Below are 18,107 nucleotides of genomic sequence, written 5' to 3'. Positions count from 1 at the left end.
GTCCTTCCCGGTCGAACCCTACGTCAATGCGACGCCTGCGGGGCGCCCGGAAGGGTGACGAGAATCCGGCAGCCCCGCGCCGATTCGGCCACGCGGATCCGGCCGCCGTGCAGCTCGACCGCCCAGCGGGCGATCGCCAGGCCCAGTCCCGTCCCCCCGTCGCTGCTCTCGCCGCTGTGCGCGCTGCCGCGGTTGAACCGCTCGAAGACCCGGTGCCGCTCGGCCTCCGGGATCCCCGGCCCCTCGTCGACCACTTCCAGGGCGAGGCTTTCGGGGGCCTCCCCGGCACGGGCGCGGACCGTGACCCGGCCCAGCGCCGGGCTGTGCTTGACCGCGTTGTCGATCAGGTTGGCCACCACCTGGTGCAGCCGCTCGGCGTCCGCGTACGCCGTCAGCCCCGGCGGGAACACGTCCAGGTGCAGGTGGACGTCGTTGCGGGTGTGCCCGCCCGACCCGGACGCCAGGCCGGGCCGTCCGGCAGCCGCCAGCCCCGCCTCCTTCAGCACCCCCGACAGGTACGGCCACACCTCGAAGCGCCGCGCCCGCAGCGGGACCACGCCGTTGTCCACCCGGGACAGGTCCAGCAGCGTCCCGACCAGCCGGCCCAGGCGCTCCGTCTGCTTCAGCGCCGTCCGCATGGTCTCCGGATCGGCCTCGGAGACCCCGTCGACGACGTTCTCCAGCACGGCGCGCAGCGCCGCGATCGGCGTGCGCAGCTCGTGCGAGACGTTGGCGACAAGCTCCCTGCGGTGCCGGTCCACCGCCTCCAGGTCGTCCGCCATCAGGTTGATCGTGGAGGCCAGGTCGCCCAGCTCGTCGCGGCGGCCCGCCCCGCGGACCCGGCGCGTGAAGTCCCCGTGCGATATCGCCCGCGCCACGCGCGTCATGTCGTCCAGCGGGGCCGTCAGGCCGTGCGCGACGAACTGGGTGATCAGCATCGAGGCGATGACCGAGAAGACGGTGATGAACCGCAGCTCGGTGTCGGTGCGCAGGGCCACCAGCAGCAGGCCCGTCGTGATGAACACCGAGACCACGACCAGCGTCCCGAGCTTGGTCTTGATCGAGAAGGGCGAGAAGGGGCGCAGGCCCCCGCTGTGGGCGTCCGCCCGCTGAGAGGTCCGCTGAGAGGTCCGCTGGGACGCCCGCTGGGGTGCGTGCCGGAAGCGGCCGGGGCCGCGCGCCCTGCCCTGGCGGTCCGCGCTCACGCCTGCGCCGGGGTCTCCAGGGCGTACCCGACGCCGTGCACGGTGCGGATCCGCTCGGCCCCGATCTTCCGCCGGAGGGCCTTGATGTGGCTGTCGACGGTACGGGTGCCCGAGGCGTCCGCCCAGTCCCACACCTCGGCCAGCAGCTGCTCGCGGGAGAGCACCGCCCGCGGTGTCCCGGCCAGGCACACCAGCAGGTCGAACTCGGTCGGCGTCAGGTGGACGTCCTCCGCCTGCACCCGCACCCGGCGCTGGGCGTGGTCGATCTCCAGGTCGCCCAGGCGCAGCGTGGCCCCGCGAGGGGTGTGCGCGGCGAGCGTGGCCCGCTCCACGCGGCGCAGCAGGACGTGCACCCGCGCGGCCAGCTCGCGCATCGAGAACGGCTTCGTCATGTAGTCGTCGGCGCCGACGCCGAGCCCGACCAGCATGTCGGTCTCGTCGTCCCGCGCGGTCAGCATGAGGACGGGCACCGGGCGCTGCGCCTGGACCCGGCGGCACACCTCCAGGCCGTCGAAGCCGGGCAGCATCACGTCCAGTACGAGCAGCTCGGGCTGCCAGCTCTCGGCGGACGCCACGGCGGCCGGGCCGTCGTACGCCGCCTGCACCTGGAAGCCCTCGGCGCGCAGCCGGGCCGTGATGGCGTCGGCGATGGTGCGGTCGTCCTCGACCACGAGCACGCGCCGCTGTGCGCCTGGGGTGGCCGCGGCGCCGCCGGTGTGGGTGGTGTGTGTCTGTTCCATGTCCCGCCCCTGGAGATCCGCGTGATGGGGTGCAGCGTAGAGGAGCCACCGGCCTGCGGCTATGCGGGGTTCAGACAGCGAAACCACCGGAATTACTGATTCCGAATGCGGTCGGAATGGGGATATGGCGGGGGATGCCGGGTGGGGCGCAGGCCGGTTCCGGGAGGTCCGTCACGGCGGCGTCGCTCGGTCGGCCTCGAAGGGGGGCAGGGCGTCCAGGACGGGTCGCAGGCCCGCCGGGATCGAGCCGTCGGCCGTCGCCACCTCGCGCCCCGCGTGCACGAACACGTACGTGAAGCCGTCGAAGACGGTGCCGCCGTCCATCGAGACCCGCGGCAGCCGCGGGAAGTCCGCCGCGGCGAGCGCGGCGCGAAGTTCCGCCAGGTCCTCCGGCGACAGCCGGCCCGAGCCCGCCGGCCGGGCCTCGCCGTCCAGGCGCGCCCACGAGCCGTCGCCCTTGACCAGCAGGCTCGTCGTCTTACCGGCGTAGCCGCCGCTCCGGGTCACCGTCACCAGCCGTTCGGCGGTGGGGGAGGGCGCGTCCGGCGCCGGGGCGGCCTCCGGCGGGGCAGGCGGCGTGGACGGGGCGGCGGTCGCGGGCGGCGCGCCCGCCGGACTGGCCGCGGATCCGCCCCCGGGCGCCGTGCTGCACCCGGCCAACACCACCGCGACCCCCGCCAGCGCTCCCGCCGTGTTCACCACTCTCCGTGCGCGCACACCCACCCCCGCAGGCTCCACCGGTCGGCCGACCAATGAGTATGGAGGGCGCACCGTTCCCACGGAACCCACCGGAGGACCGCATCCCCACCGCCGCCCGGCGCGCACTGCCGCCGCTGCTCGCCGTCGTCCTCGGCCTGTGGGGCCTGGGGCGCGCGGGCAGCATGTGGCGGGACGAGTCCGTCACCTGGCAGGTCGCGCACCGCCCGCCCGGCGGGCTGTGGGACCTCGTCGGACAGGTCGACGCGGTGCACGGCCTGTACTACCTGCTCGTGCACACCGTCTTCCGGATCGCCGGCACCGGCCCGGACGCGGCCCTCGACGGCGGCCTGTGGGCGCTGCGGCTCCCCTCGGTCGCCGCGACCGCCCTCGCCGCCGCCGGCGTCGCCGCGGTCGGCCGCCGCCTCGCCGGGGAACGGGCCGGCCTCATCGCCGGGGCCGTCTACGCGGTGCTGCCGCCCGTGCAGGCGTACGCCCAGGAAGGCCGGTCGTACGCGCTCGTCGCCGCCGCCGTCGCCTGGGCCACGTACCTGATGCTGCGCGAGCGCTGGGCCGCGTACGGGGCGGTCATGCTGCTCGGCTGCTGGCTGCACGAGTTCGCGGTCCTCGCCCTGGCCGCCCACGCCGTCACCGCACGCCGCTCGCCGGGCTGGCGGCGCAGCGCCGCCGCCGTGCTCGTCCTGCTCCTGCCGCTCGCCGCGGTCAGCGCCCGGCAGGCCGAGCAGCAGCTGGGCTGGCTCGGCCGGCCGAAGTGGCACGACTGGGCCGCGTACGCGGCCGTCGCCGTCGCCGTCTGGCTGCTCGCCCGGCGCGGCGCCCTGCCGGACCGCCTGGCCCGCGTCGCCGTACCGCTCGCCCTGCTGCCGCCGGGACTGCTGCTGGCCGTCTCGCTCGTCCACCCCTGGTACGTCGACCGGTACGTCCTCTACTCCCTCGCCGGGCTCGCCCTGGCCGCCGGGGCGCGCCTCGCGAGCGTGCGCGGCCGGCTGCCGTGGGCGCTGGCCGCGGTGCTGCTCGTACCCGCCGCCTGCTGGTCGGTGTGGCTGCGGACGCCCGACAGCCGCAAGGACGACGCCCTCGCCGTGGCCGCCGCCGTCCGCGAGCAGGCCCGCCCCGGCGACCCGGTGCTGTTCATGCCGGCCCGGCGCCGCGAGTGGCTGCTGTCCTCGCCGGGCGTGTACGGCACCCTGTCCGACCTGGCGCTGGAGCGGACCCCCGCCGCCTCGGCGAGCCTGTGGGGCACGGAGCTGCCGCCGGACGAGATCCGGGCCCGGCTGCTGGCGTCACCGCGGGTGCTGGCCCTGACCGACCCGGAGGGCCAGCCGCTGGACCCGTACCCGCGGGAGGCGGTGAAACGGGAGGTCCTGGCCGCCCACTTCGACGTCTGCTCGGTGACGGACCTCCACGGCGCCCGCCTGACGATCCACGCCCGCCACGGCACGTGCCCGTAGCCGTCCACACCTGTCCCGGCACGTGCCCTGAGCCCGCCGGCCGGGGCGGCAACCCGCTGCGTACGGGTCACTCCCGCCTCGCGGCGGGCCACCCCGTACCAGGGACGCCCGCGCTCGCGAAGCGCCTCGGTGCACCACCCGCCCCGATCACCCTCACTCCACCCAGACGAGCACCCCGTCCCCCTCCCGGGCCGCCCCGCTGAAGAACTGCCGCAGCTCCCGGTAGCGGTCCACCACCCACTCCAGTGACTCCCCGCGCTCCCACACCGCCGCCGGGTAAACGCCCTCCGCGGCCAGGTCCCGCGCGGTCACCCCCTCGACCAGCATTGCGGGCGGCGTGGAGGCGAGGGCCTCGGCGGCCGCGGCGACGCGGTCGGGCGCGAGGTGCCGCGGCGGCCCGTACCCCCAGGGGGACGCGCCCGGCACCGCCGCGTCGCCGTACACGACATCCACCGGGAAGCCGATCCGGTCCAGCAGGAACGACAGCGCGTGCCACGCCTTGCCGGTGCTGTGGCACCGCGGCGGGACCGCCCCCGCGGAAGGCGGCACCGGCGCCGCCGCGCACTCCGCCTCGGCCGCCCCCTCCGCGCGCTCCCGCGCCCAGTCCGGCTCGCGCAGCGCCCGCCGGAACTCGGCGGGCCGCAACCGCACGTACATCCCGATCATGCTCATGCCCGGAGGCTAAGCCGCCCCACCGACAGCCCGACCCGGACCCGCCGTCCGCGGGGAGCGCCTGCACCCGCCCCCGGCTCGTTCGCCCCGGGCGAACACCTGTTGGGGAACACCGGCCCGCGCATATCCATTGAGTCGGTGTAGCTCAACTTGACTGCCGGAAGGAAGATCATGGCTTCGACGTCCGTAACGCTCACCCTGCCCGTGCTGCCGCTCGACGACGAGGTCGTGCTGCCCGGAATGGTGGTTCCGCTGGACCTGTCCGACGCCGAGGTGCGGGGTGCCGTCGAGGCCGCCCAGGCCGCGGGCGGCAGCGGGAAGCCGCGGGTGCTGCTCGTCCCGCGGGTCGACGGGCGGTACGCCGGCACCGGTGTGCTCGGGACCGTCGAGCAGGTGGGCCGCCTCGCCGACGGCGACCCCGGCGCCCTCATCCGCGGCGTCGGCCGCGTCCGTATCGGCGCCGGCACCACCGGACCCGGCGCCGCCCTGTGGGTCGAGGGGGAGAGCGTCGACGAGCGGCTCGCGGACCCGCTGCCCGGCGCCGTCACCGAGCTCGTCAAGGAGTACAAGGCCCTCGCCACCAGCTGGCTCAAGAAGCGCGGCGCCTGGCAGGTCGTCGACCGCATCCAGCAGATCGAGGGCGTCTCCGCGCTCGCCGACAACTCCGGCTACTCCCCGTTCCTGACCGTCGCCCAGAAGGTCGAGCTGCTGGAGACCGCCGATCCCGTCGCCCGCCTCCGTCTCGCCATCGCCTGGCTGCGCGACCACCTCGCCGAGCAGGACGTCGCCGAGTCCATCGCCAAGGACGTCCAGGACGGCGTGGACAAGCAGCAGCGCGAGTTCCTGCTGCGCCGCCAGCTCGAAGCCGTCCGCAAGGAGCTCCGCGAGCTGAACGGCGAGAAGGAGGGCGAGGAGTCCGACGACTACCGCGCCCGCGTCGAGGCCGCCGACCTCCCGGAGAAGGTCCGCGAGGCCGCGCTCAAGGAGGTCGACAAGCTGGAGCGGGCCAGCGACCAGTCCCCGGAGGGATCCTGGATCCTCACCTGGCTGGACACCGTCCTCGAACTCCCCTGGAACGAGCACAGCGAGGACGCCTACGACATCCGCGGCGCCCGTGCCGTCCTGGACGCCGAGCACGCCGGCCTCGCCGACGTCAAGGACCGCATCACCGAGTACCTCGCCGTCCGCAAGCGCCGCTCCGACCGCGGGCTGGGCGTCGTCGGCGGCCGCCGCGGCGGGGCCGTCCTCGCCCTCGTCGGGCCGCCCGGCGTCGGCAAGACCTCCCTCGGCGAGTCCGTCGCCCACGCGATGGGCCGCAAGTTCGTCCGCGTCGCCCTCGGCGGTGTCCGGGACGAGGCCGAGATCCGCGGCCACCGCCGTACGTACGTCGGCGCGCTGCCCGGCCGTATCGTCCGTGCGATCAAGGAGGCCGGGTCCATGAACCCCGTCGTCCTCCTCGACGAGATCGACAAGGTCGGCTCCGACTTCCGCGGCGACCCCGCCGCCGCCCTCCTCGAAGTCCTCGACCCGGCGCAGAACCACACCTTCCGCGACCACTACCTGGAGGTCGAGCTCGACCTCAGCGACGTCGTCTTCCTCGCCACCGCCAACGTCCTGGAGGCCATCCCCGAGGCCCTCGCCGACCGCATGGAGCTGGTCCGCCTCGACGGCTACACCGAGGACGAGAAGGTCGTCATCGCCCGAGACCACCTGGTGCCCCGCCAGCTGGAGCGCGCCGGACTCGCCGCGGAGGAGGTCGTCCTGGAGGACTCCGCCCTGCGCAGGCTGGCCGGCGAGTACACCCGCGAGGCCGGCGTCCGCACCCTGGAGCGCTCCATCGCCCGCCTGCTGCGCAAGGTGGCCGCCCAGCATGAACTCGGCGAGCGGGACCTTCCCCTGCACATCGGCGCCGAGGACCTGCGCGGGCTCATCGGGCGCCCGCACCACGTCCCGGAGTCCGCGCAGGACCCCGCCGAGCGGCGCACCGCCGTCCCCGGCGTGGCCACCGGCCTGGCCGTGACCGGCGCCGGCGGCGACGTCCTGTTCGTCGAGGCGTCCCTCGCCGACCCGGAGACCGGCGCCGCCGGGCTGACGCTGACCGGGCAGCTCGGCGACGTCATGAAGGAGTCCGCGCAGATCGCGCTCAGCTTCCTCCGCTCGCACGGTGCGGAGCTGGAGCTGCCGGTCGCCGACCTGAAGGACCGGGGCGTGCACATCCACTTCCCGGCGGGAGCCGTCCCGAAGGACGGGCCGAGCGCGGGCATCACCATGACGACCGCCCTGGCCTCGCTGCTCTCCGGCCGGCAGGTCCGCACCGACGTGGCCATGACCGGCGAGGTCTCCCTCACCGGCCGGGTCCTGCCGATCGGCGGCGTCAAGCAGAAGCTGCTCGCCGCGCACCGCGCCGGCCTGACCACCGTCGTCATCCCCAAGCGGAACGAGGCCGACCTGGACGACGTGCCCGCCGAGGTGCTGGAGCGGCTCCAGGTGCACGCCGTGACGGACGTGCGCCAGGTGCTGGAGCTGGCGCTGTCCCCGGCGGAGGCCGCCGCGCCCGCCGTCCCCGCGGCCGCCTGACCCCGCCCCGACTCCGCCCTGTACCGCCGGCCGGCACCCGGCGCGGCCCGGGATCCCGTTCCGGCGGGGTCCCGGGCCGCGCCCGCCGGCGCTGCGAAATACTGTGGCCCCTCGGCACAGCAGTGCCGACACACGGACAGGAGCGGCACGTGCACGGCAGCGAAGACCAGGAGTTCCTCGCCCTGGAGCGGGAACTGTCCGTCTTCCTGCGGCGGGCCCGCGCCTCCTCCGGCGAGATGGCCCGCGCCCTCCACCCCGAGCTGGAGCCCGCCGCGTACGGGCTGCTCGTACGCCTGGAGGCGGCCGGCCGGCAGCGGGCCACCGACCTCGCCGCCTACTTCGGCGTCGGCAAGGCCACCATGAGCCGCCAGCTGCGCGCCCTGGAGGTGCTCGGGCTGGTGGCCCGCGAGCAGGACCCCGCGGACGGCCGTGCGTTCCTCGTCGGGCTCACCGACGAGGGCCGCGAGCGGTTCCTGAAGGTGCGCGGCGCCCGCCGCGAGCGGTACATGCGCAAGCTGGCCGACTGGGACCGCGGCGAGGTCGCGGAGCTGGCCCGGCTGCTGAACCAGCTCAACCAGGGCGAGGAATAGGCAGGCGCGCCCCCGGGCGCCCGCAAGGTGCCCCCGGGGCCCCAGGCGCCCGCCGGCGCCTCCTCGGCCCCCGCCTACAGTTCCGCGTACGCCGCCGACGCGTCGTCGTGCCGTTTGCCGCGGGCCCGGTCACGGCGGCCGGGGTCCGACTCCAGCGCCCGCACCCGCCCGATCAGCCCCTGCGCCCCCTCCTTGCGCAGCACCGCCAGGCACTGCGCCCAGTCGCCCTCCCCGAACGTGTCCTTCCACCGGCTCGCCCCGTCGGTGAGCACCGCCAGCGACCGCACCGCCTCCCGCGGGGTGCGCCCGGTCACCGCGCGGGCCGCCACCGCCGGGTCGGCGGCCGCCGTGAAGAAGCCGCCCTCCGCGTTCCGCAGGGCGTCCGCCGACTCCTGCGTCCGCAGGGCCGCGCGGGGGATCCGGTCCAGCCGGTCGTCGACGACCGCCGAGACCGCCCCGTCCGGGGCCTCCAGCAGCAGCACCGAGTCCGACAGCACGAGGTGCTCCACGGCCTCCCCGTCCCAGCGGACGACCACCACCGTCGCCTGCGGCGTGCGTACGTGAGAAAGGTCACACGCCCCCCGGTGGGCGTCGGCCGTCGCCCGGATCGACTCCGCCAGGATCCGGGCCAGCGGCATGTCCCGCCGCGAACCGGACAGTTCGGTCAATCGGCCCCCCAGTCGGGCGGTGAACCACGGGACGCCGTGCGAGCATCCCGTGTCGCCGGCGGGCGGCGTGACCCCGTCCAGGGCGACCAGTACGCCGCCCCCCGCGGCGGGTGTAGCGGCTGATAGCCAGTCCTCGTTGGGGCGTTCCGGGTCGCCGGGGGCCGTGGCGAGGTCGATGCGCATACGGGCATTCTGCCCACCGCCGCCGCCGCGGCAGGGCCGCCGCGCGCCAAAGGTCCGTACCAGAAAGGGCGGTGGCGTCCGCCCGCCGCAACCGAGGCCTCCCGGCGGCGCCGGCGCACCCCGGCGCATGTGGGCGCGCATACTGCCAAAGCCCCCACCGATCTTTCAACCACCCGTCCGCGGAGCGGCAGGGCGGCCGGTGCGCCGAGTTGGTCGCCAACTCTTCCGTGATGTTCACTCGTTCGAGTGGCCGGGTGGGCGATGTCAGGCTCTCTCCCCAACACACTGCGAAGGTCTGAGGCGGTACGAGGGGGCAGGGGGCGTTTACTTGTTGACCGGCCGTTACCTCGGCCACACGAGTAGACGAGCACGAGCACACGTACAGGATTGCGAGCACCGGTGCAGAAGAAGCGGTCTCGGAAGAACGGCACCGCCACCGACGGACCCGCCCCCGCAGGACGCCGCGTCCACGTACGCAGCAGGCTGGTCGTCGGCGTAGCCGTCGCCGGCCTCACTGTCCTCGCGGCAGGCGCACCCGCCGTCGTCACGGCCACCCGCGAGCTGAACGACTCCCAGCAGCTCGTCACCCTCGCCGAACAGACCCGGCACACCCTCACCCTCGCGCACCTCCTCGCCGACGAGCGCGACGCCGTCGTCGAGTACGTCGCCAAGGGCCGGCCCGGAGGCCAGGCCAAGGGGCCCCTCCAGGAGCGCGCCGCCCTCACCGACCGGCGCATCGCCGAGGTCCAGGCCGAAGCCGAGGCCGAGGCCGACGAACCCCTCGCCAAGGCCGCCGGCAGCATCCAGGGCGTCCGCACCGAGGCCGTCGACGGCAAGGGCACCGCCCTCGCCGCCCACCAGGCCTACGCCGCCGTCCTCGCCGAACTCCTCGCCCCCGGCGACCGGCTCGCCGAGCAGACCCCGCCGCGCGCCGAGGCCGCCCTCGCCACCACCCGCCCCCTGGCCCCCCTCGGCCAGGCCGTGGAGCAGGCATCCGCCACCCGCGGACTGCTCCTCGCCGCACTGGCCGTGCCCCGCAGCGAGCAGGGCGCCGGAGCGGCCGCCGCGGACGAACTGTCAGCCGCCGCCCAGCGGGCCCGCGTACGCGAGCAGGCCGCCCTCGACGACTTCACGCGCGCCGCCCGCCCCGACGTACGCCAGACCCTCGCCGCGACCGTCACCGGCCCCGAGGTCAAGGCCGCCGACGAGAACCTCAAGCGGCTCACCGAACGCCCCACCCTCTCCACCGCCGACCGCAAGCTCGACGGCGCGTCCCTCGCCCCCTCGCTGACCGCGCGCATCGACCGCATGCGCTCCGTCGAGGCCACCCTCGCCGGCCAGCGGGCCACCGCCCTCGCCGCGCTCCGCGACGACGACGTGACCCGCCTCGAACTCGTCATCGCCGTGCTCGGCCTGCTGTTTCTGGTCGCCGTCGGCGTCTCCACCGCCGTCGCCCGCTCCCTCACCCGGCCGCTGTCCGTGCTCCGGCGCGGCGCGGCCCGCCTCGCGACGCCCGAGGGCTCCGTCGAGCCCGTCCGGTTCACCGGCCGGAACGACGAGTTCGCCGAAGTCGTCCGCCACCTCAACCAGGTCCGCGAGCAGACCGTCTCCCTCCACACCAAGATCGCCGGCATGGACGCCGACCGGCGCCGCCTCATCGGCCGCAACGAAGCCCTCTCCGCCGGACGGGACGCGCTCGAAGCGGAACTCCGCGACCTGCGCGCCGGCCTGGAGGAGCACCGGCGCATCATGTCCACCACGTCGGTCTCCCTGTCGCTGCGCACCCTCGGCCTCGTCGAGCGCCAACTCGCCGTCATCGACGAGCTGGAGGCCAAGGAACAGGACCCGGACCGGCTCGAAACCCTCTTCCGGCTGGACCACCTGGCGACCGTGATGCGCCGCCACAACGAGAACCTCCTCGTCCTCGCCGGGCAGGAACACGGCACCGGCGGCGCGACGCCCGTCCCGCTCGTCGACGTCATGCGCGCGGCGGTCAGCGAGATCGAGCGGTACGAGCGCGTCGACCTGGCCGTTGTGCCGTCGTTCACCCAGGTCGCCGGGCACGCAGCCGACGACATCTCGCACGTCCTCGCCGAACTGCTGGAGAACGCCACGACGTTCTCGCCGCCCGGCGCCAAGGTCAAGGCCTCCGCCCGCCACCTCGACACGGGCGACGTGGTGTTCTCCGTCGCAGACGAGGGCATCGGCATCACCGCCGACCGGCTCGAAGCACTCAACACCCGCCTGGCCACCCCCGACGCGTACGACGAGGAGACCGAGGCCGAACACGGCCTCGGACTCGGCCTGTACGTGGCCGGGCGCCTCGCCGCGCGCCACGGCGTCACCGCCGAACTGCGCGCCGGCCGGTACGGCGGCACCGAAGCGCTGGTCGTCGTCCCCGCGGCACTCCTCCAGGACGGGCCGCCGGCCGCGTCCCCCGTGCACACCTTCGCCACCCCGGCGGGCCTGCCGCAGTTCCAGCTGCCCGGCGTCGTCGCGGAGGCCAACGAGCACGTCCTCCCGCCGCGCCTGCGGCCGGAGGAGCGCGCGGGGGCGGCCGGGGGCGCGGGTGCCGGCGGTGCTGACGAGGTCGCCGGTGCTGCTGCGGTGGCCGCTGGTGAGGAGCTTGTCGGGTCCCACGAGGCCTACGAGGCGTACGGGCCGTACGGCGCTCCCGGTGGTACCGGGGAGGCGGCCGCGGGTGCTGCGGCCGACCCGACCGGTGCGGCCGACGCGATCGGTGCGGCCGACGCGACCGGTGCGGCCGACCCGACCGGTGCGGCCGACGCGACCGGTGCGGCCGAAGGGGCGGCCGAAGCCGCGGGCGCGGCGGCCGGGCCTGTCCCGGACCCGCTGTTCGATCCGCTGACGGACCCGCTGCCCGAGTTCGCCGCCGAGTCCGGGTCGGAGTCCGGGGCCGGGCCGGCCGCCGATCCGCGGCCCGAGTCCGCCGCCGACCCGCAGGGCGCGCCGGTCGCCGACCCGCAGGGCGGCACGGCCGCGCAGGCCGACGTGCCCGCGGAGGGCGCGCCCGCCGACCCCGCCGCCGGGCCGGGGTTCGCCGCGCCCGTGCAGGCCGTCGCCCCCGTCACCCTGGCCGACGCCTTCGCCGCCGACGCCGCGGCCGCCGCTGCCGCCGACGGCACCACCGCCGACGCGCACGCCCCCGCTCCCGAGGACGCGCCCGCCCCGCTGCCGATGCGCCGGAGGGTCCCGCAGGAGCAACTGCCGTCCGCCGAGCAGGTGTTCACCGCGCAGACCCCGGCCGACCGGGATCCGGGCGGCGAACTCCTCGCGCGTGTCGTCCCCGACGCGGAAGGGTCCGCCTTCGGGGCGGCCGACACCGGCCCGGCGGCCGCCGGGTCCTCGACCGCCGCCGCCCCGCCGGCCGTCGTACCGGACGGGGACCCCGCGCTGCCCGGGCAGTCCGCCGCACCCGTCGCCCCCGACGCGGAACGGCTGCCCCCGACCGACCAGGTCTTCACCGCCGGCGGCGGCGTACCCGCTGCGGCCGAGCCGCACCGGCACGCCCCCGCCGACAACGAGTGGGTCCCCCGCCAGGGCAGCCACCCCCAGCCCGGCACCACGGAGGCCGTCACCGACAAGGGCCTGCCCAAGCGGACGCCCCGCGTCGTCGCCGGCCGCGCCCAGACGGCCCCCGGCGCCGCCGCCGGACCCGGCGCGGTCCCCGCACGGCCGGCCCCGCGCCGCGTCGACGCGGAGGAACTGCGCCGCCGGCTCGGCGGGTTCTACCAGGGGACGCGGGACGGACGGCGCGTCGTGGCCGCCGAACTCGCACAGGACACCGACCAGGGGGACACCGCACAGGAGGCACGCACATGACCGCGCCCAGTACGTACGGACTGAGCACCCAGGCCCGCAACCTGCAGTGGCTGCTGACCGACCTGGTCGAGGAGGTGCCCGGCGTCAACTCCGTCGCCGTCGTGTCCTCGGACGGGCTGCTGCTGCTGTCCTCCGACCCCGGCGGCGCGGCCGCGGCCGCGGCCGGCGGGAGCGGCGCGGGCGGGCCCGGCCGGCCCAGGGGCCCGCGCGGCGCGTCCGCCGACCTCGCCACGATCGTCTCCGGCCTCGGCAGCCTCACCACCGGCGCGGCGGCCCTGATGGAGGGCGGCAGCGTCAAGCAGACCATGGTCGCGATGGAGCACGGCTCGGTGTTCGTGATGGCGATCAGCGACGGCTCGCTCCTCGGCGTGCACGCCACGCCCGACTGCGACATGAGCGTCGTCGCCTACCACATGGCCCTGTTCGTCGGCCGCGCCGGACACGTCCTCACCCCCGAAGTCCGCAGCGAGCTGCGCCAGTCCATGGAGAACACCCCGTGAGAGGTACGGCCTCCGACCGGCTTCCCATACGTGGAGCCGATCGCCGCCCCGCCCGCGTCCGCCCGTACTCCCTGACGGGCGGCCGCACCCGCTTCACGCAGGTCCTGCACGTCGAGACGTTCGTCGCCGCCCTCGACAGCCGCGTCTCGCAGCCGCAGCAGCCCGGCGGCGGCAACGCCCCCGACGGGGTGCCGGCCGCGGACCGGGACGCCGACCGCGACCGGATGCCCGAGATGCCGGCCATCGTCGAGGTCTGCCGCCGCATGCGCACCATCGCGGAGATAGCCGCCCTGCTCAAGCTGCCGCTCGGCGTCGTCCGCGTCCTCGTCAGCGACCTCGCGGACCAGGGCAGGGTCCGCGTCTACGGCACCGGGCACGGCCCGGGCCGCCCCGACCGCGCACTGCTCGAAAGGGTGCTCAGTGGCCTTCGCCGTCTTTGAACCCGCCATCGACGACGAACCCGTCCAGCCCTGGCAGTACGACCGCTCCCGCGCGCCCGTCGCCGTCAAGGTGCTCGTCGCGGGCGGCTTCGGCGTCGGCAAGACCACCTTCGTGTCGTCGGTCTCCGAGATCGCCCCGCTGCGCACCGAGGCGGTGATGACGCAGGCCAGCGTGGACACCGACGACCTGTCGGCCACGCCGGAGAAGAACACCACCACCGTCGCGATGGACTTCGGCCGGGTCACCCTCGCCGACGACCTCGTGCTGTACGTGTACGGGACGCCCGGCCAGGAGCGGTTCTGGTTCATGTGGGACGACCTCGTGCGCGGGGCGATCGGCGGGCTCGTCATGGCCGACACGCGCCGCCTGCGCGACTGCTTCCCGGCGCTCGACTACTTCGAGAGCTGCGGGCTGCCGTACGCCGTGGCCGTCAACCACTTCGACGGCTCCCACGCGTACGAGCCGGAGGACGTGCGGGAGGCGCTCACCATCCCGGAGCACGTACCCGTACTGGTCATGGACGCGCGGCGCCGGGAGACCGTCGTCGAGTCGCTGCTCATGCTCGTCCGACACGCCCTCGACGCGACACCCGAGTAGCGGCGGGACCCGCCCGCCCCACCCGCCCTGCCTGCTCCACCCGCCCTGCCTGCCCCGCCCGCACCACCAGCCACCCACCCACCCCCCCCCCGCACCGGAAACGAGACGTGAGATGCGCAAGATACTCGTCGTGGGGGCCGGCCAGTCCGGTCTCCAGCTCGCCGTCGGCCTCCGGGTGAAGGGGTACGACGTCACCCTCATGTCCAACCGGACCGCGGACGAGATCCGCACCGGCCGGGTCATGTCCACGCAGGTCATGTTCGACACCGCTCTGCGGCACGAGCGCGACCTCGGGCTCGACTTCTGGGCCCGGCACGCCCCCCGCATCGAGGGCCTCGGCGTCTCCGTCGCCGGGCCCGACGGCGCCCGCGCCGTCGACTGGCTCGGGCGCCTCAAGGCGTACGCGCAGTCGGTGGACCAGCGGGTGAAGATGGCGGGCTGGCTCGACGCGTTCGTCCAGCAGGGCGGCCAACTCGTCGTGCACAGCGCGTCCGTCGCCGACCTGGACTACTTCTCGCGCACCTACGACCTGGTGCTCGTGGCGGCCGGCAAGGGCGAACTCGTGTCGATGTTCGGGCGGGACGAGGTGCGCTCCCCGTACGGCAGCCCGCAGCGCGCGCTGGCCGTCTCGTACGTGCACGGGCTCGCCCCGAGGCCCGAGCACCCGGGGACGGAGGCGGTGCGCTGCAACCTGGTGCCGGGCGTGGGCGAGCTGTTCGTCATGCCCGCGCTCACCACGTCGGGGCGGGCCGACATCCTGTTCTGGGAGGGCGTCCCGGGCGGCCCGCTCGACGTGTTCCGCGGCGTGAGCGACCCGGCCGAGCACCTCGCGCTGACGCTGGACCTGATGAAGGCCTTCACGCCGTGGGAGCACGCGCGCACCGCGAACGTCGAACTGACGGACGCGGGCGCCACCCTGGCGGGCCGGTACGCGCCGACTGTCCGCAACCCGGTCGGGCGGCTGCCCGGCGGCGGGGCGGTGCTGGGCGTCGCGGACGTCGTCGTCGCCAACGACCCGATCACCGGGCAGGGCGCGAACTCGGCGGCCAAGTGCGCGGCCTCGTACCTGTCGTCGATCCTGATGCACGGCGACAAGCCGTTCGACGAGGCCTGGATGAAGGCCACCTTCGACAGGTTCTGGTTCACCACCGGCAAGCCCGTGACGCAGTGGACGAACGCGATGCTGGCGCCTCCGCCGGCGCACGTGCTGGAGCTCATCGGCGCCGGCGGGCACCACCAGGAAGTGGCGGACCGGTTCGCCAACGGCTTCGACAACCCGGCCGACTTCGACGCATTCTTCTACGACCCGCAGGACGCGGCAGACTACCTGGCGGAGGTGCGGGGCGCGGAGGCGGGCCCCGAGGCGGACGCGGAGGCGGAGGCCGTCGCGGGCCCCGGGGCGGCGGGCGGGTCCGGTTCGGCGGCCGGTTCCGACGCTGCGGCCGTCCCGGGCTCCCGGTCCGTCCCGGGCTCCCGGTCCGTCCCGGGCTCCCGGTCCGTGCCCGGTTCCGGTACGGCGTCCGCGCCGGCGGGCGGTCCGGCTGCCGAGTAGCCGGTGTCGTCCCCGGCCGAGGCCGCGGCGGGCAGCGGCGGCGGGACGAACGAGGCCAGCGGGGCGTCGCCCGCGTCGGGGCGCACGGCCCCCAGCAGCGGGTTCGCGGCGATGGGCGACACCTTCACCGCGGCGCCCGGCCGCGGGGCCTGGATGACCTTGCCGTCGCCGATGTAGAGGGCGACGTGCGTGGCCGTCGGGAAGTACACCACCAGGTCCCCCGGCCGCAGCCGGTCCAGCGGCACCCGCGGCAGCCGCGCCCACTGCTCCTGGCTGGTGCGCGGGATCGCCCGGCCGGCGTGGGCCCAGGCCTGCGAGGTCAGGCCCGAGCAGTCGAACGCCTCCGGGCCCTCGGCGCCCCACTCGTACGGCTTGCCGACCTGCGCGGCGGCGTACGCGAGGGCCGAGCCGCCCGCAGCCGTCGGGGTGCGCGCGGCCGTCGAGGCGGGCGCGCCCAGCGCCCCCGACGACAGGAGTTCGCGCTGCGCGGAGGCGGTGTCCCGGGCCTCGCGGGCGTCGACCTGCGTGAGCTGGTCGGGGGTCAGGGCGGCGAGCATCCGCTCGACCTCCCGGAGCCTGCGGTCCGCCTCCTCCTTGAGCTCCTTCTTGCGGGCCGCGCCCGCCTGCTGCGCGTCGAGGGCCTTCCGGGCGGCGGTGGCGAGGGTGTCGGCGTGCTGCTCGCCGCGGGTGAGGCGGGCCAGAACGCCCGCCTGGCGGGCGCCCTCGCGGGCCGCGAGGCGGCGCTGGTCCTGTGCCGCCCGCAGATCGCCGGTGAGCAGCATCCGGGCGTACGGGGACAGGCCGCGCACCCCCTGGTACTGCTCGCGGGCGATCCGGCCGGCGGCGGCCCGCTCGGCGTCGAGGGCGGCGCGGGCGCGGCCGAGCTCGGTGCCCAGGCGGCGCTCGTCGTCCTGGCGGGCCTTGAGGGCGGCCTCGGCGGCGTTGTAGGCCTCGGCGGCCTCCTCGGCCTGGCGGTAGAGCGCCTGGAGGCGGGTCAGCAGGGCGCCGACGGAGTCGGAGTCGGCGGCGGTCGCGGCTGGGGAGGTTGGGGCGGAGGTTGCCGGGGAGGCGGACGGGGCCGGGGTGTCGGCCGGTGCCGTGCCCGGGGTCGCCGTTCCGGCCGTTGGCGTGGGTGTGGCCATGGGTGTGGCCGTGGCTGTCGTCGTGGCCTCGGCCCTCGTCGTCGTACGGCCGGTCGCGGCCGGGGCGGACGGGGTCGCGGCCCCCGTGGCCGCGGAGGTCGGGGCGGCCGTCCGGGGAACGGGGGGCGGCGTCGCGGTCGGCAGCGGATCGGCGTGCGGGGCGGGGGCTGGCGCGGCGTGCGGGGCGGGGAGCGGTCCGGCCGTGAGGCAGGCGGCGGCGAGGCAGGCGGCGGGGAGCAGACGGCGGGGCACGTGGTCACCTCCAGGCCGCCGATGCTGACACGGGCGGTATGACAATCCGCCCACCCCGCGCGGCCCTGCCGCACCGGCCACCCGGACGGCGTACGCACCGGCGGGGACACGGTGCGAGCCTGTCCGGGGGAGGGGTCAGGTGCTCAGGAGGCGGGCTTTGGCCGCCGAGAACTCCTCCGGGGTCAGGAGGCCTTCCCGGGCGAGGGCGGCCAGCTGGGCCAGCGAGGCTGCGAGGTCGGAGCCGCCGGCGGGGACTGCGGGGCCCGGGCCGGGCGGAGTGGGAGCGGAGTCCGCGGGGGGAGGGGCGGGCGCAGGCGCGGGGGCGGGTGCCGCGGAGTCGGGCTCTGCCGGGGCGGGCCGACCGGGTTGCCAAGGCGTCGGGCGGGGGCCGTGGTCCGGGGCGCGGTGCGGTGCCTGGGCCGCGTCCCACACATAGGCCCCGCGGGCCAGCAGGCCGCGGAGGAGGGGGCGGCCCGCGGGGCGGCGGGCCGGGTGGACGACGGTGCCGACGGGGCGGATGAACATCAGGCGGCCCCCAGCCGTTCGGCCGGGATGCGGACCGAGCCCGCGATGCGGCCGCCCGCGGCGCGGACGGCGATGGCCGCGTCCTCGGCCCACACGTGCTCGACGACCAGGAGGAGGGCGCAGCTGCCGCGTTCGAGGAGGTCCGCGGCCTCCTTGACGTCCTCCGGGCCGATCAGCGGGGCCGCCTCCCGGTGGGCGAGCAGCCCGTGCAGTTCGACGTACTCGTCGAACTCGGCGGCCATCACCTCGCCCTGTGCCGTCTTGGCCGCCACGAGGCCGTCGATCAGCCGCACGTTGCCGGTCTTGCGCAGCCCCAGCACCGCCTCCACCGCCGGCACGCGCAACTGCTCCTCGGGGAAGGCGAGGACGATGAACTCCACAGGTCCCATGTGCCGAGGCTCCCAGGTCCGCCCGTTCATGACTATTCGTCGGCACACTATGGCATAAGCGGA

15 protein-coding genes and 1 pseudogene are annotated in these 18,107 nt (G+C 75.9%); 8 read left to right on the top strand and 8 right to left on the bottom strand.

What is annotated here, in order from left to right:
* Positions 1-23: 23 nt before the first annotated feature.
* The 3 genes from MUK52_RS10005 to MUK52_RS09995 all read right to left on the bottom strand — a co-directional run bounded on the left by MUK52_RS10005 (position 24) and on the right by MUK52_RS09995 (position 2,644).
* Complete coding sequence (locus MUK52_RS10005) at positions 24-1,085, bottom strand: HAMP domain-containing sensor histidine kinase (protein ID WP_114058467.1); 1,062 nt, start codon at positions 1,083-1,085, stop codon at positions 24-26.
* Positions 1,086-1,201: 116 nt separating this feature from the next.
* The gene (locus tag MUK52_RS10000) at positions 1,202-1,945 is read right to left on the bottom strand and encodes a response regulator transcription factor (RefSeq protein ID WP_114054155.1); all 744 of its coding nucleotides are present in this window, start codon (positions 1,943-1,945) and stop codon (positions 1,202-1,204) included.
* A gap of 171 nt (positions 1,946-2,116) precedes the next feature.
* Positions 2,117-2,644, bottom strand: coding sequence for a hypothetical protein (locus MUK52_RS09995; RefSeq protein ID WP_114054156.1), 528 nt, complete (start codon positions 2,642-2,644; stop codon positions 2,117-2,119).
* 59 nt (positions 2,645-2,703) lie between these two features.
* Between MUK52_RS09995 and MUK52_RS09990 the strand changes: the two genes are divergently transcribed.
* Positions 2,704-4,113: a glycosyltransferase family protein gene (locus MUK52_RS09990; RefSeq protein WP_284575651.1), complete on the top strand. Its 1,410-nt coding sequence runs from the start codon at positions 2,704-2,706 to the stop codon at positions 4,111-4,113.
* Positions 4,114-4,266: 153 nt separating this feature from the next.
* Here the strand turns inward: MUK52_RS09990 and MUK52_RS09985 are convergent, their stop codons facing one another.
* Positions 4,267-4,785: a DUF1877 family protein gene (locus MUK52_RS09985; protein ID WP_114054157.1), complete on the bottom strand. Its 519-nt coding sequence runs from the start codon at positions 4,783-4,785 to the stop codon at positions 4,267-4,269.
* Positions 4,786-4,956: 171 nt separating this feature from the next.
* Here MUK52_RS09985 and lon point away from each other — a divergent pair, with 171 nt between their 5' ends.
* Both lon and MUK52_RS09975 read left to right on the top strand, forming a co-directional pair.
* The gene (gene lon / locus MUK52_RS09980; protein ID WP_284575649.1) at positions 4,957-7,362 is read left to right on the top strand and encodes an endopeptidase La; all 2,406 of its coding nucleotides are present in this window, start codon (positions 4,957-4,959) and stop codon (positions 7,360-7,362) included.
* Positions 7,363-7,511: 149 nt separating this feature from the next.
* On the top strand, positions 7,512-7,952 hold the full coding sequence (locus MUK52_RS09975) for a MarR family winged helix-turn-helix transcriptional regulator (RefSeq protein WP_284575648.1): 441 nt from the start codon (positions 7,512-7,514) through the stop codon (positions 7,950-7,952).
* Positions 7,953-8,026: 74 nt separating this feature from the next.
* Here MUK52_RS09975 and MUK52_RS09970 read toward each other — a convergent pair whose 3' ends face one another.
* Complete coding sequence (locus MUK52_RS09970) at positions 8,027-8,803, bottom strand: protein phosphatase 2C domain-containing protein (RefSeq protein ID WP_114054160.1); 777 nt, start codon at positions 8,801-8,803, stop codon at positions 8,027-8,029.
* Positions 8,804-9,202: 399 nt separating this feature from the next.
* On the opposite strand from MUK52_RS09970, the gene MUK52_RS09965 reads away from it, so the two are divergent.
* From MUK52_RS09965 to MUK52_RS09945, 5 genes and pseudogenes are all read left to right on the top strand, one after another.
* Complete coding sequence (locus MUK52_RS09965; RefSeq protein ID WP_284575647.1) at positions 9,203-12,646, top strand: sensor histidine kinase; 3,444 nt, start codon at positions 9,203-9,205, stop codon at positions 12,644-12,646.
* Positions 12,643-13,146 (top strand): roadblock/LC7 domain-containing protein, encoded by a 504-nt coding sequence (locus MUK52_RS09960; RefSeq protein WP_114054162.1) that lies wholly within the window; start codon positions 12,643-12,645, stop codon positions 13,144-13,146. The genes MUK52_RS09965 and MUK52_RS09960 overlap by 4 nt, the downstream gene beginning before the upstream one ends.
* Positions 13,143-13,586 (top strand): DUF742 domain-containing protein, encoded by a 444-nt coding sequence (locus tag MUK52_RS09955; protein WP_114054163.1) that lies wholly within the window; start codon positions 13,143-13,145, stop codon positions 13,584-13,586. Before MUK52_RS09960 ends, MUK52_RS09955 begins: the two co-directional genes overlap by 4 nt.
* A complete protein-coding gene (locus tag MUK52_RS09950; RefSeq protein WP_114054164.1) occupies positions 13,567-14,184 on the top strand; it encodes a GTP-binding protein in 618 nt (205 codons plus the stop codon). Before MUK52_RS09955 ends, MUK52_RS09950 begins: the two co-directional genes overlap by 20 nt.
* A 112-nt stretch (positions 14,185-14,296) precedes the next feature.
* Positions 14,297-15,532, top strand: a pseudogene (locus MUK52_RS09945) (styrene monooxygenase/indole monooxygenase family protein); the annotation flags it as partial.
* Here the strand turns inward: MUK52_RS09945 and MUK52_RS09940 are convergent.
* From MUK52_RS09940 to MUK52_RS09930, 3 genes are all read right to left on the bottom strand, one after another.
* Entirely contained in the window at positions 15,508-17,130 is a 1,623-nt protein-coding gene (locus MUK52_RS09940) for a C40 family peptidase (protein WP_284575645.1), read from the bottom strand. The pseudogene MUK52_RS09945 and the gene MUK52_RS09940 sit on opposite strands and share 25 nt — an antisense overlap.
* A 135-nt stretch (positions 17,131-17,265) precedes the next feature.
* Complete coding sequence (locus MUK52_RS09935) at positions 17,266-17,655, bottom strand: SHOCT domain-containing protein (RefSeq protein WP_114054165.1); 390 nt, start codon at positions 17,653-17,655, stop codon at positions 17,266-17,268.
* Entirely contained in the window at positions 17,655-18,044 is a 390-nt protein-coding gene (locus MUK52_RS09930) for a DUF6325 family protein (RefSeq protein WP_114054166.1), read from the bottom strand. The genes MUK52_RS09935 and MUK52_RS09930 overlap by 1 nt, the downstream gene beginning before the upstream one ends.
* Positions 18,045-18,107 lie beyond the last annotated feature (63 nt).

Origin of the sequence: Streptomyces sp. 2P-4 (assembly GCF_030167965.1) — a bacterium.
In the GTDB taxonomy this organism is placed as follows: Bacteria; Actinomycetota; Actinomycetes; order Streptomycetales; family Streptomycetaceae; genus Streptomyces; species Streptomyces globosus_A.
Note: the sequence above shows the minus strand (reverse complement) of the source record. Positions and strands in the feature narration are given on the sequence as shown.

Bases quoted from the DNA above. Each gene is read 5' to 3' on its own strand.
- MUK52_RS10000 (WP_114054155.1), bottom strand. From the start codon at position 1,945: ATGGAACAGACACACACCACCCACACCGGCGGCGCCGCGGCCACCCCA.
- MUK52_RS09990 (WP_284575651.1), top strand. From the start codon at position 2,704: ATGGAGGGCGCACCGTTCCCACGGAACCCACCGGAGGACCGCATCCCC.
- MUK52_RS09985 (WP_114054157.1), bottom strand. From the start codon at position 4,785: ATGAGCATGATCGGGATGTACGTGCGGTTGCGGCCCGCCGAGTTCCGG.
- lon (WP_284575649.1), top strand. From the start codon at position 4,957: ATGGCTTCGACGTCCGTAACGCTCACCCTGCCCGTGCTGCCGCTCGAC.
- MUK52_RS09970 (WP_114054160.1), bottom strand. From the start codon at position 8,803: ATGCGCATCGACCTCGCCACGGCCCCCGGCGACCCGGAACGCCCCAAC.
- MUK52_RS09960 (WP_114054162.1), top strand. From the start codon at position 12,643: ATGACCGCGCCCAGTACGTACGGACTGAGCACCCAGGCCCGCAACCTG.
- MUK52_RS09935 (WP_114054165.1), bottom strand. From the start codon at position 17,655: ATGTTCATCCGCCCCGTCGGCACCGTCGTCCACCCGGCCCGCCGCCCC.
- MUK52_RS09930 (WP_114054166.1), bottom strand. From the start codon at position 18,044: ATGGGACCTGTGGAGTTCATCGTCCTCGCCTTCCCCGAGGAGCAGTTG.